Genomic DNA, 12,190 nt, shown 5'->3' on the forward strand with positions numbered 1-12,190 from the left:
GGGCCGCCGGTTCGGCATGACCCACTTCGTCAATCCCAAGGAAATCTCCGGCGACATCGTGGCCCATCTGGTGGAGATGACCGGCGGCGGCGCCGACTACACCTTCGACTGCACCGGCAATGTCCAGGTCATGCGCCAGGCGCTCGAGGCCTGCCATCGCGGCTGGGGCGAGAGCATCATCATCGGCGTGGCCGAGGCCGGCAAGGAGATCGCCACCCGGCCGTTCCAGCTGGTCACCGGCCGGGTGTGGAAGGGCACGGCCTTCGGCGGCGCCCGCGGGCGCACGGACGTGCCGACCATCGTGGACTGGTACATGAACGGGAAGATCGAGATCGACCCGATGATCACCCACACCATGCCGCTCGAAGACATCAACAAGGCCTTCGACCTGATGCATGCGGGCGAGAGCATCCGCAGCGTCGTGGTCTTTTGAGCGCGCCGATGAGCCTCGAGATCGTCCAGCAGCACCGCGTCCATGGCGGAACCCTCCGCTATCTCCGCCACCAGAGCGCGGTCACCGGCACGCCCATGCGCTTCTCGCTCTTCCTGCCGGAAGGCGAGGGACCGTTCCCGCTATTGGTCTGGCTCTCGGGCCTGACCTGCACCGAGGACAACTTCACCACCAAGGCCGGCGCCTATGGCCCGGCCGCCGCCCACGGGCTGGCCATCCTGGCCCCCGACACCAGCCCCCGCGGCGAGGGCGTGGCCGACGATCCGGCCTATGACCTGGGCCAGGGGGCGGGCTTCTATGTGGACGCCACCCAGGCGCCCTGGACGCCGCACTTCCAGATGGAGACCTATGTCACCGGCGAACTGCTGGAGACGGTGATCGCCGAGTTCCCCATTGCGCGGGCGAAGATCGGCGTCTCCGGCCACTCCATGGGCGGCCATGGCGCGCTCACGCTCGCCTTGCGCCACCCCGACATCTTCCGGTCGGTCTCAGCCTTCGCGCCCATCTGCTCGCCCACCCGCTGCCCCTGGGGGGAGAAGGCGTTCACCGCCTATCTGGGCGAAGACCGCGCCGCCTGGGCGGACCACGACGCCGCCCAGCTGATCGAGGCCAGCGCCGCCCAGGGCCGGTTCGACGACATTCTGGTGGACCAGGGTCTCGCCGACAACTTCCTGACCGAACAGCTCAAGCCCGAACTGCTGGAGGCCGCCTGCGCCGCCGCCGGCCAGAAACTGACCCTGCGGCGGCAGGCCGGCTACGACCACTCCTACTTCTTCATGGCCAGCTTCATCGCCGACCACGTGGCCTTCCATGCGGAGAAGCTGAAAGGCTGAGGGGGGTATTCCCACGCTCATCCATCAACACCCCGTCATGCTCGCCCTTGTGGCGAGCATCCCTGTCGAGGGCGGGCGCAAGCGTCACAAGGGAGTCTCGGCACAAGGCCGAGAATGACGGCAATTAGGTTGCGCGAAGGCGCGGGCGCCGCCTTGGCGCCCCCTCGCGACCAAGCCCTCTTCGCCCATGTGAACGCTCCCTTACTCGCCCGCGTGCAGGCCCGGCCGCTCAGCTCTGGTCAAGCGGACGGGGTGGGTCCGAGGGGCGTCCTTTACCACGGACGTTCACGATGCCGGAGCTGGGGCGCTCGGGGGCATGTCGTCGAACAGGGCGCAGCCCGCGGGGTAGCCCATCCACGGCATCCCCTGGGCGCAGCGCACCGCGATCGTGGGGGAGGGCAGTGTGGGATCGGCAAAGCAGCCTCCGGCGAACCCCGTCTGGCCGGGTCTCCATGCCCCGAAGGACTTCCAGTAAAGGGTCGAGCCGCAGGTTGCGCAGAACCAGCGCTTGCCCAGGCCTTCGAGGACGGTCAGCGGACCTTCGACCCTCCTGACCTGTTCATCGTGGAAGTAGACCGACCACCCAAACGGAGCCCCCGTACGCCGTTTGCAGTTGTCACAGCTGCAAAGTCCGCTGCTGACCGGTTCGCCCTCAACCTCAACTTCGCAAGCGCGACACGCACATTGCGCCATTCGGATGGTCATCCCCGCCCCCTTTGGTTTCAGAAGATACCAACACGGTGAGAGGAGCAGCGGAAGATCAAACTTGGCGCGCGGCTAAGGGGTCCCTGTCCACCCACTGCGGCTGCTCATTCCAGGCCGCGACCACCCCCACCCCGTCATGCTCGCCCTTGTGGCGAGCATCCCTGTCGAGGGCGGGCGCGAGCTGCGAGAGGGAGTCTCGGCACAAGGCCGAGAATGACGGCGGAGCCTAATCCAACGCCCCCACATCCAGCACCGGCGAGGCGTCGATGCCTTCGGCGTTCAGGAGGGCCGCGACCCGTTCCAGGCCGGCGATGATCGAGGCCTGTTCCCAGTCGGCGAGGTTCTCGAAGCGGGCGGCGAATCGGTCCTGCAGCACATCGGGCATGTCGGCCAGCGCGCGGCGGCCTTCCTGCGTCAGCTCCACCGAGACCCGCCGCCGGTCCTGACTGCCGCGGTTGCGGATCACCAGGCCTCGGGCCTCCAGCTTGTCCAGCAGGGCGGTGACGGTGGCCTGGCTCAGCCGGGCGGCCTCGGCGATGGCGCCGGCGCCGGGCTCCCCTTCCCGGGCGACGATCTGCAGCACGATAAGCTGAGAGGGCGTCAGCCCTGTGGTCCGGGCCAGATCCCTTGAAGCGAACTCGGCGGCGCGGACGATCCGGCGGATCGCCACCAGGGCGTCGCTGACGCGGCTCTCCATCTCCGTCTCCTCCAGGCGTCCTGAGTCATCGCTGACCCCTGATCTCGCAGAACCCGCGGAGAGGCAAGCGTCGGGACGCGGGATCTCACGGACAATTCGAAGCGCGAATTAACAGAATTCGCCAATTCTGATGGAACTGCGTGAATTCCTGGCGATTTCCCCCATCTCGCCCTGAATGCCTGCGCAAACGCTGGGCAGGTGGGGTTGACATAGTTAGTTCCGCGAACGAAATAACGGCCCATGGAAATGCAGAGCAATCACACGTCGTCCGGTGCGCCGGGCGACGGAGAGCGCTCGGGGGGCGGGTTGGAGTTCACTTCACCCGAGGCAGACGATGGTCTGGCGGTTCACCGCCTGGTCGCCGCTTGCCCGCCGCTCGACCAGAACTCGGTCTATTGCAACCTCCTGCAATGCACCCACTTCGCCGACACCTGCGTGGCGGTGAAGCGGGGCGATGAGCTGGTGGGTTGGATCTCCGCCTACCGGCCGCCGCAGGAGCCCGACGTCCTCTTCGTCTGGCAGGTGGCGGTGGGCGAGAGCGCCCGGGGCCTCGGCCTGGCTGGCCAGATGATCGACCACCTGCTGGCCCGTCCCGTCTGCCAGGGCGTGACGAAGATCAAGACTACAATCACGCCCGACAACGGCGCCTCCTGGGGCCTGTTCAAAGGCGTGGCGAGGCGGCTCTCAGGTCCGATCAGCGACGCGCCGTGGTTCCTGAAGGGAGAGCACTTCCCCCCAGGCCACGAGACCGAACACCTGGTGGTCATCGGCCCCTTCGAGCCGCCCAGCGGCCCGGCGACTCAAAACCACGGCCTGGCGGCCGACACTCAACTCACCGACCCGACCCCAAGGAAGGGACTTCAATATGTATGACGCAGAGACCCCGGCGCAGAGCCCGCGCCCCTTCGCCACCTTCGAGCGGATGGAATCGCAGGTGCGGTCCTATTCGCGCAGCTTCCCCGCCATCTTCGACCGGGCTGAGGGCTCGTGGCAGTACGACAGCGAGGGCAAGGGCTATATCGACTTCCTGACCGGCTGCTCGGTGCTGAACTATGGCCACAACCATCCGGCCATGAAGCAGGCGCTGATCGACTACATCGAGCGCAACGGGGTGGTGCACAGCCTGGACATGCACTCCCGGGCCAAGGCGGAGTTCCTGGAGGCGCTCGAGGGCAAGATCCTCAAGCCCCGGGGCATGACCTATCGCGCCCAGTTCACCGGCCCCACCGGCGCCAACGCCGTCGAGGCGGCGATGAAGCTGGCCCGCAAGGTCACCGGCCGCACCAATATCATCGCCTTCACCAACGGCTTCCACGGGGTGACCCTGGGCGCCCTGTCGGCCACCGGCAACAGCCACCATCGCGGCGGCGCGCACACGCCGCTGAACGGGGTGACCCGCATGCCCTATTGCGGCTACTTCGGCCAGGACGTGGACACCGCCGCCCAGCTTGAGCAGATGCTGAGCGATCCCTCGGGCGGCGTCGATGATCCCGCCGCGATCATCGTTGAGCCGGTTCAGGGCGAGGGCGGCCTGAACGTCGCCTCGGCCGAGTGGATGCGCAAGATCGAGAAGATCGCCCACAAGCACGGCGCCCTGTTCATCGTCGATGACATTCAGGCCGGCTGCGGTCGCACCGGGACCTTCTTCAGCTTCGAAAACATGGGGGTGAAGCCGGACATCATCACCATGGCTAAGTCCCTGTCGGGCATGGGCCTGCCCATGGCCCTGGTTCTGGTGAAGCCAGAGCTCGACCAGTGGTCGCCAGGTGAGCACAACGGCACCTTCCGCGGCAACTGCCACGCCTTCGTCACCGCCAAGGCCGCCATCGACACCTTCTGGTCCGACGACCGCTTCGCCGCCGAGGTCCAGAAGACCGGCGAACGCCTGCGCAAACGCCTGCGGGAGATCGCCCTGGCCAACCGCAGCGTGGTCAAGGGGATCAAGGGGCGCGGCATGATGTGCGGCCTGGACGTCGGCTCCAGCGAGGTCTCCGACCCCGTGGTCGATGCGGCCTTCAAGCGGGGCCTGATCATCGAAACCAGCGGCGCCCACGATCAGATTCTCAAGGTGCTGGCGCCCCTCAACATCACTGACGCCGACCTCGACGCCGGCCTCGACATTCTAGCCGACTGTGTCGCCGAGGTTGCGGAGCGCCAGGCGCTCGGCTCGGCGGCCTAAGGAGTATCTCTAATGATCGTACGCGACTTGCACGAAGCCGAGCAGACCCGCCGCCGGGTGGTCACCAAGGGCTGGGAGAGCACCCGCCTGCTGCTGAAGGAGGACCAGATGGGCTTCTCCTTTCACATGACCACCATCTATGCCGGGGCCGAGCTGCCCATGCATTACCAGAACCACCTGGAGTCCGTTTACTGCGTCTCCGGCGAGGGTTCGATCGAGGATATCGCCACCGGTGAGGTCCACCAGATCAAGCCCGGCGTGATGTACGCCCTGGACAAGCACGACAAGCACATCCTCCGGGCCAAGTCCGAGATGAAGATGGCCTGCGTGTTCAACCCGCCCCTCAACGGGCTGGAGGTCCACGACGACACCGGCGCCTATCCGCTGGAAGCCGAGACCGTCTGAGGCGGGCCTCGGGCGGCCAAGGCCGCCCAAGCCCCCCCCCTTTGACTTGATGGAGACTCCGACCCGCCCTCCGAGGGGGCCGGTCAGGAGCCCCGAGGCGGAAGGAGCCTTTCATGACCGATCTCTATCCCTCCCGGGTCGCCGACCAGCCGCAGTGGCTGGCGCGCCGGGACCCTGCGATCCACAGCGACTGGCACTCTGAGTCGCCCTTGAGCCACGCCCAGCACGACGCCTTCGAGCGCGACGGCTTCCTGGTGCTGGAAAACGTCTTCGAAGCCGATGAGATCGCCGCCCTGCAGGCTGAAATGAACCGCCTGCGCGGGATTCCGGCGGATTTGGACCCGCAGACCATCGTGGCTGAGCCCGCGTCGGGCGCCCTGCGCTCGATCTTCGCGGTTCACCAGCAGAGCGCGCTGCTCGGTCGGCTGGCGGCGGACGAACGCCTGGTGAGGATCGCCAATCACATCCTCGGCGACGAGGTCTACCTCCATCAGACCCGGCTGAACTACAAGCCCGGCTTCGACGGCAAGGAGTTCTACTGGCACTCCGACTTTGAGACCTGGCACGCCGAGGACGGCATGCCCCGGATGCGGGCCATCTCCATGTCGGTCCAGCTGGTGGACAATTTCGAGTTCAACGGGCCGCTGATGCTGATGCCCGGCTCGCACAAGAGCTTCGTCACCTGCGTCGGCGAGACGCCGGAGGACCACTACAAGCAGTCTCTGCGCAAGCAGGAGTACGGCGTGCCTGACCGCGACAGCCTGGCCAAGCTCGCCGAGCAGCACGGTATCGTGGCGCCGACGGGTCCCGCCGGCTCGGTGGTGATCTTCGACTGCAACACCATGCATGGGTCCAACGGCAACATCACCCCGTTCCCCCGGGCCAACGCCTTCATGGTCTACAACGCCTGGGCCAACCGCCTTGAAAAGCCCTTCGGGGCCGAACGCCCGCGGCCTGAGTTCATCGCCGCGCGAGAGCATACCCAACGCCTGGTCCCGGTCTCCGGCAGCTTGGCCCAGCAGGTGAGGGCGGCCTGATGAGCGGACATACAGTCGAGAAGATCGGCGGCACCTCGATCTCCAACACCGATGCGGTGATGGACAACATCCTGGTGGGCGACCGTCAGGGCGCCGACCTCTATGGCCGCATCTTCGTGGTCTCGGCCTATGCCGGCATCACCAACCAGCTGCTGGAACACAAGAAGACCGGGACGCCTGGCGTCTACGCCCTGTTCGCCGGGGCCTCGGCCCTGGAGGCCTCAGCCTGGCTGGACGCCATGGCCCGCCTGCAGGCCGAGATGCTGAAGATCAACGCCGACCGGTTCGCCGAGGGCGAGGATCGCCAGACCGCCGACGCCTTCATCCTGGCCCGCATCGAGGAGGCGCGCTCGGCGCTGAGCGACCTGCAGCGCCTCTGCGCCCACGGTCACTTCCGCCTGGACACCCAGCTGGGCGCCGCACGCGAGATGCTGGCGTCCCTGGGCGAGGCCCATAGCGCCCATAACCTGACCCTGGAGCTGCGCCGGCGGGGCGTGAACGCCCGCTTCGTCGACCTCACCGCCTGGCACGACAAGCGCGCCCTGACGCTCGACGAACGCATCCAGGACGCCTTCGAAGGCGTGGACGTGAGCGCCGAACTGCCCATCGCCACCGGCTTTGGCCAGCGCCGCGAGGGCCTGATGAAGGAGTTTGGCCGGGGCTATAGCGAGGTGGTGTTCAGCCGCATCGCCGTCCTGACCGGCGCCCGCGAGGCCATTATCCACAAGGAGTTCCACCTCTCCAGCGCCGACCCCAACCTGGTGGGCGCCGAAGCGGTGCGGAAGATCGGCCGGACCAATTACGACGTGGCTGACCAGCTGGCCAATCTGGGCATGGAGGCTATCCATCCCCGGGCCGCCCGGGGCCTGCGCCACGCGGGTATCCCATTGATTGTTAAGAATACTTTCGAGCCGCAGGACCAGGGCACCTCGATCTGCGGGGCGTTCATCTCCGAGACGCCGCGGGTGGAGATCATCGCCGGCATGAAGGGGGTGACCACCCTGGAGCTGCTGGAGCAGGACATGGTCGGGGTGAAGGGCTATGACGCGGGAATCCTTGAGGTTTTGTCGCGCCACGACGTGCGGATCGTCTCAAAGGCGTCGAACGCCAACACCATCACCCACCACCTGGACGCCAATCCCAAGCAGGTGAAACGGGTCATTTCAGACCTGGAAGAGATGTTCCCAAATGCGGCCATTTCGACCCGAAAAGTGGCCATTGTTGCGGTAATTGGCAGCGATTTGAACGTGCCCGGACTGACCAGCCGGGCGACCCTGGCGCTCGGCGAAGGCGGGGTCGAGGTGCTTGGCCTGCAGCAGCTGTCGCGCCGGGTCGACATCCAGTTCGTCGTCTCGGAAGACAGCTACGCCGCCGCCGTCATCGCCCTGCACCGACGCCTGGTGGAGGAGGACGGCGCGCTTGCCCGACCTCTGCGCAGCGCGGCCTGAGGGCTGGGATTTCCGCCCGCGGCCCAGCGCCGCGGGCGCTTTGTTTTTGAACCGATTTTTGACCTGAGCATTGAACGTCACGAGGCTGCGCCATGACGATGATCGTATTCCTGCTGTGTCTGGCCGCCTTTGTCGCCATCGGCCTGGCGTCGGTGCGCAAGGCTGAGGCCTCCAAGAAGGACTACTACCTCGCCAGCAGCAATGTCCGTCCGTCGCTGGCGGGGCTGTCGGCGGTGGCCACCAACAATTCCGGCTACATGTTTATCGGGGTGATCGGCTTCACCTATGTCACCGGGCTGGCGGCCATGTGGCTGATGGTGGGCTGGATCCTCGGCGACTTCCTGGCCTCGCTGTTCATTCACCGCCGCCTGCGGGAGGTGACCGAGAGTTCGGGGCAGGTGTCGTTCGGCGCGGTGGTGGCCAAGTGGTCGGGGCAGGACTTCGGCCTGTGGCGCAAGATCGCCGCGGTCATCGCCGTGATCTTCCTGGGCGCCTATGCCGCCGCTCAGATCGCCGCCGGCGGCAAGGCCTTGCAGGGCGTGCTGGGCTGGACCCCGCAGAGCGGAGCGATCATCTCGGCGGTCCTCATTCTCGCCTATAGCGCCTTTGGCGGCATCCGCGCCTCGATCTGGACCGATGCGGCCCAGTCCATCGTCATGGTCTTCGCCATGACGCTGCTGCTGGTGGTGGCGGTGGTCGGTCGTGGGGGACTGGACGCCACCTATCTGGAGATGGCGGCCATCCCGGGCTTCCTCAACCTGTTCCCGGACGACCTCTTGTTCCCGGGATTGTTGGGCATGGCGCTGTTCGTTGTCGGCTGGATGTTCGCGGGCATCAGCGTCATCGGCCAGCCTCATGTCATGGTGCGGTTCATGGCGCTCAACGAGCCCAGCGACATGGCCGCGGCCCGGGGCTGGTACTATGGCTATTTCACCCTGTTCTACCTGCTGGCCACAGGTGTCGGTCTGATGTCGCGGCTCTATCTGCCTGACCTCGGCGCCCTGGATCCCGAGCTCGCCCTGCCGACCATGGCGGTGGAGCTGCTGCCGGCGGCCCTGGTCGGGGTGATCCTGGCAGGCATTTTCGCCGCCACCATGTCCACCGCCGATTCCCTGGTCCTGGCCTGCTCGGCGGCGCTGACCAGCGACCTGGCGGGCGGCCGGGTTCAGAAGGCCTGGATGATGAAGGCCACCACCGCCGTCGTCACCCTCATGGCGCTCGCCTTCGCGCTCAGCGGCTCGCGCAGCGTGTTCAGCCTGGTGATCCTGGCCTGGTCGACGCTCGCCTGCGCCTTTGGTCCGCTGATGATCGTACAGGCCCTGGGGCGGCGGCTGACCCAACCCCAGGCCATCGCCCTGATGCTGGGCGGGGTGGCCATCGCCTTCGCCTGGCGGATGCAGGGCTGGCATGAGCAGGTCTATGAGGGCCTGCCGGGCATATTGATCCCGACGATCATCGGGCTGGCCATCAGCCACAAGGCGCCGGCCAGGGCCGCGCCCCCCGAGGCGGCCCCGGCGTCTTCGGCGCCCGCCTGAGCGGCCAGGATCGCGGCCTCCGGTGATTGACCTCCTGGCCGTGTCCGGCCCATGACAGGGCCACAGAACAGGTGCGCCCGCCGCCGCGCCCGGCAGACCCGACCCTAGAGGCCGGTTCCTGGGCAGACGATGCGGGCGCCGAAATCAAGGACCGGAGGACGACCCATGCGCCTGGCCAAGCCCAGAATCGAACCCCTCGCCGACCAGGATATGGACGCCGATCAGCGGGAGCTGCTGGCCCCCATGGCCGAGCGTGGCCGGGTCCTCAACATCTTCCGGACTCTGGTGCGCGAGCCCAAGGCGATGAAGGGCTTCATGGGATGGGGCAACTACATCCTGTCGCGCCGCAACGGTCTGTCGGCCCGGGACCGGGAGATCGTCATCCTGCGCATCGGTTATCTGTGTCGCTCGGGCTATGAGTGGACCCAGCATGTGCCCATCGGCAAGCAGGCTGGCCTGACCGACGAAGAGGTCGCCCGCATCAAGGCCGGCCCCGACGCCGAGGGCTGGAGCGCGGCCGATACGGCCCTGATCCGCGCCGCCGACGAACTGCACCACGACCAGTTCATCACCGACGCCACCTGGAAGGCGCTGGACGCCCATTTCAGCGACAAGCAGAAGATGGACGTCGTGTTCTCGGCCGGCCAGTACACCCAGGTCTCGATGATGCTGAACAGCTTCGGCGTCCAGCTGGATGAGGGCCAGACCCTCGATCCTGACCTGAAGGGATTCTGATGGCACGGCTCGAAGGCAAGACCGCCGTCATCTGCGGGGCCGGCCAGACGCCGGGCCAGACCATTGGCAACGGCCGCGCCATGGCGATCCTGTTCGCCAGGGAGGGCGCCCGGGTCCTGTGCGTCGACCGGGTGGCCGAGCGCGCCCAGGAGACGGTGGACATGATCACCGCCGAGGGCGGACAGGCCTACGCCCTGGCGGCGAACATCGCCAAGGCCGACGGCGCCGAGGCGGTGATCGCCGCGGCTGGCGAAATCCTCGGGCGGCTCGACATCCTGGTGAACAATGTGGGCATCGGCGGCGGCGACGGGCCGGCCCACAAGGTCGAGGAAGACGCCTTCGACAAGATCCTGGCGGTCAATCTCAAGGGCGCCTGGCTGACCAGCAAGGCGGCCATCCCGGTCATGCGCGCCCAGGGTGGCGGAGCCATCGTCAACATCTCGTCCCTGGCCTCCCTGGCCGGCGGGACCCAGGTGGCCTACGAGGTCTCCAAGGCGGCCATGAACCGCCTGACCACCAGCATCGCCCAGTCCAACGCCAAGTATGGGGTGCGCTGCAACGCCATCCTGCCGGGGTTGATGGACACGCCCATGGCCGTGTCCGGCATCGCCCAGGCCACCGGCCAGGACGTCGAGGCCGTCCGTGAGGCGCGTGGCGCCCGCGTTCCGCTGCGCGCCAAGATGGGCACGGCCTGGGACACCGCCTATGCGGCCCTGTTCCTGGCCAGCGATGAGGCCGCCTTCATCACCGGCGTTCTGCTGCCGGTGGACGGCGGCATGTCCAGCCGCATCGGCTGATCGATTTCATTTCCAGCGAATTTCAGGAGCGCGTTTTGAAGAACCTGTTCAGCGTCGAGGGCAAGGTCGTCCTCGTGACCGGCGGCAGCCGGGGCATCGGGGAGATGATCGCCCGCGGCTATGTGGAGAACGGCGCCAAGGTCTATATTTCGTCCCGCAAGGCTGAGGTCTGCGACCGGGTGGCCGAGGAGTTGTCGGAATACGGGACCTGCATCTCGCTGCCCTTCGACCTGGGCGGCATGGCGGGCATCGAAGGCCTGGCCAATGCGGTCAAGGAACGGGAAAGCCGCCTGGACGTGCTGGTGAACAATGCCGGCGCCACCTGGGGCGCGCCGATCGACGACTATCCCGAGGACGGCTGGGACAAGACGGTCGATCTGAACGTGAAGTCGATCTTCTTCCTGACCCAGAAGCTGCTGCCCCTGCTGCGGGCGGCGTCCACGGCGGAGAACCCGGGGCGGGTGATCAACATCGCCTCGGTCAACGGCATCGAACCGCCGGCGCTGGAGACCTACGCCTATTCCACCTCCAAGGCCGGCTGCATCATGCTGACCCGCCACCTGGCCAAGCGCTTGGCGCCCGAGCACATCCTGGTCAACGCGATCGCGCCCGGGCCCTTCCCATCCAAGATGATGGCCGCGACCCTGGCCCAGGCCGGGGACGCCATCGCCAAGAACAATCCCCGCGGCCGGATCGGCCAGCCGGAGGACATCGCCGGCGTGGCCATCTTCCTCAGCAGCCGGGCCTCGGCCTACACCACGGGCGCCGTGGTGCCCTGCGACGGCGGCTCAGCCGAGTTCTAGAACTCTCAGGAATAGCCGCGCGCGGCGATGTAGGCGTCCAGCTGCTGGACGCGCGCGGCGTCCGAGGGATGGGTCGAGAGGATGGCCGGCGTGTTGGAACCGCCCCGGGCGGCCATCCGCCGCCAGAGCTCGACCCCACGCCGCGCGCTGAACCCAGCCCGCACCATGAGGTCCAGGCCGATCCGGTCAGCCTCAAGTTCGTGCTGGCGGGAATAGGGCATCAGCACGGCCACCTGCAGGGCTGGCCCGGCATAGCGGCCGAGGGATTGCGCCAGGCCCCCTTCAGCATTTTGCGTCGCAGCGCCCACCAGACCGGCGCCCACCTGGGCGAGGGCCGACTGGGAGTAGCGTTCGGCCGCATGGTTGGCCATCACATGGGCCACCTCGTGACCCAGGACCGCAGCCAATTCGTCGTCATTGGCGGCGAAAGCCATCATGCCGGTGGTCACGCCCACCTTGCCGCCGGGCAGGACGAAGGCGTTGACCGACGCATCCTCAAACACGGCATATTCCCAGGCTTGGCCAGCGAGGCCTGAAGCGCCGACGATCTGGCTGGCGACCCGCT

The 12,190-nt window shown here is 67.1% G+C and carries 14 protein-coding genes; 11 read left to right on the plus strand and 3 right to left on the minus strand.

Features of this window, described 5'->3' with window-relative positions; all coding sequences use genetic code 11:
- Both Q7V15_RS02975 and fghA read left to right on the plus strand, forming a co-directional pair.
- The coding region (locus Q7V15_RS02975; RefSeq protein WP_304753741.1) for a zinc-binding dehydrogenase at nt 1-433 on the plus strand (433 nt) is incomplete at its 5' end.
- 8 nt (nt 434-441) lie between these two features.
- Nucleotides 442-1,284, plus strand: coding sequence for an S-formylglutathione hydrolase (fghA, locus tag Q7V15_RS02980; protein WP_304753743.1), 843 nt, complete (start codon nt 442-444; stop codon nt 1,282-1,284).
- A 285-nt stretch (nt 1,285-1,569) separates the two neighbouring features.
- Here fghA and Q7V15_RS16470 read toward each other — a convergent pair whose 3' ends face one another.
- Both Q7V15_RS16470 and Q7V15_RS02985 read right to left on the minus strand, forming a co-directional pair.
- A complete protein-coding gene (locus Q7V15_RS16470; protein WP_370689759.1) occupies nt 1,570-1,989 on the minus strand; it encodes a GFA family protein in 420 nt (139 codons plus the stop codon).
- 226 nt (nt 1,990-2,215) lie between these two features.
- Nucleotides 2,216-2,686, minus strand: a complete 471-nt coding sequence (locus Q7V15_RS02985; protein WP_304753744.1) for a MarR family winged helix-turn-helix transcriptional regulator — start codon at nt 2,684-2,686, stop codon at nt 2,216-2,218.
- Between the two features lie 240 nt (nt 2,687-2,926).
- On the opposite strand from Q7V15_RS02985, the gene ectA reads away from it, so the two are divergent.
- The 9 genes from ectA (at nt 2,927) to Q7V15_RS03030 (ending at nt 11,625) form a co-directional block, all read left to right on the plus strand.
- Complete coding sequence (gene ectA / locus Q7V15_RS02990; protein ID WP_304753745.1) at nt 2,927-3,559, plus strand: diaminobutyrate acetyltransferase; 633 nt, start codon at nt 2,927-2,929, stop codon at nt 3,557-3,559.
- Nucleotides 3,552-4,865 (plus strand): diaminobutyrate--2-oxoglutarate transaminase, encoded by a 1,314-nt coding sequence (gene ectB / locus Q7V15_RS02995; RefSeq protein WP_304753747.1) that lies wholly within the window; start codon nt 3,552-3,554, stop codon nt 4,863-4,865. Before ectA ends, ectB begins: the two co-directional genes overlap by 8 nt.
- Before the next feature lie 12 nt (nt 4,866-4,877).
- Nucleotides 4,878-5,270, plus strand: coding sequence for an ectoine synthase (locus Q7V15_RS03000; protein ID WP_304753748.1), 393 nt, complete (start codon nt 4,878-4,880; stop codon nt 5,268-5,270).
- A 113-nt stretch (nt 5,271-5,383) separates the two neighbouring features.
- On the plus strand, nt 5,384-6,307 hold the full coding sequence (thpD, locus tag Q7V15_RS03005; RefSeq protein WP_304753749.1) for an ectoine hydroxylase: 924 nt from the start codon (nt 5,384-5,386) through the stop codon (nt 6,305-6,307).
- On the plus strand, nt 6,307-7,755 hold the full coding sequence (locus Q7V15_RS03010) for an aspartate kinase (RefSeq protein ID WP_304753750.1): 1,449 nt from the start codon (nt 6,307-6,309) through the stop codon (nt 7,753-7,755). Before thpD ends, Q7V15_RS03010 begins: the two co-directional genes overlap by 1 nt.
- A gap of 92 nt (nt 7,756-7,847) precedes the next feature.
- The gene (locus Q7V15_RS03015; RefSeq protein ID WP_304753752.1) at nt 7,848-9,290 is read left to right on the plus strand and encodes a sodium/proline symporter; all 1,443 of its coding nucleotides are present in this window, start codon (nt 7,848-7,850) and stop codon (nt 9,288-9,290) included.
- Nucleotides 9,291-9,455: 165 nt separating this feature from the next.
- A complete protein-coding gene (locus tag Q7V15_RS03020; RefSeq protein WP_304753753.1) occupies nt 9,456-10,025 on the plus strand; it encodes a carboxymuconolactone decarboxylase family protein in 570 nt (189 codons plus the stop codon).
- Nucleotides 10,025-10,822, plus strand: coding sequence for an SDR family NAD(P)-dependent oxidoreductase (locus Q7V15_RS03025; RefSeq protein ID WP_304753755.1), 798 nt, complete (start codon nt 10,025-10,027; stop codon nt 10,820-10,822). Before Q7V15_RS03020 ends, Q7V15_RS03025 begins: the two co-directional genes overlap by 1 nt.
- 35 nt (nt 10,823-10,857) lie before the next feature.
- Nucleotides 10,858-11,625: an SDR family oxidoreductase gene (locus Q7V15_RS03030; protein WP_304753757.1), complete on the plus strand. Its 768-nt coding sequence runs from the start codon at nt 10,858-10,860 to the stop codon at nt 11,623-11,625.
- Between the two features lie 5 nt (nt 11,626-11,630).
- Here the strand turns inward: Q7V15_RS03030 and Q7V15_RS03035 are convergent.
- A partial coding sequence (locus tag Q7V15_RS03035; protein ID WP_304753759.1) for a M48 family metallopeptidase occupies nt 11,631-12,190 on the minus strand: 560 nt, incomplete at its 5' end.

The sequence above is a fragment of the Phenylobacterium sp. genome (assembly GCF_030651755.1).
Taxonomy (GTDB): Bacteria; Pseudomonadota; Alphaproteobacteria; order Caulobacterales; family Caulobacteraceae; genus Phenylobacterium.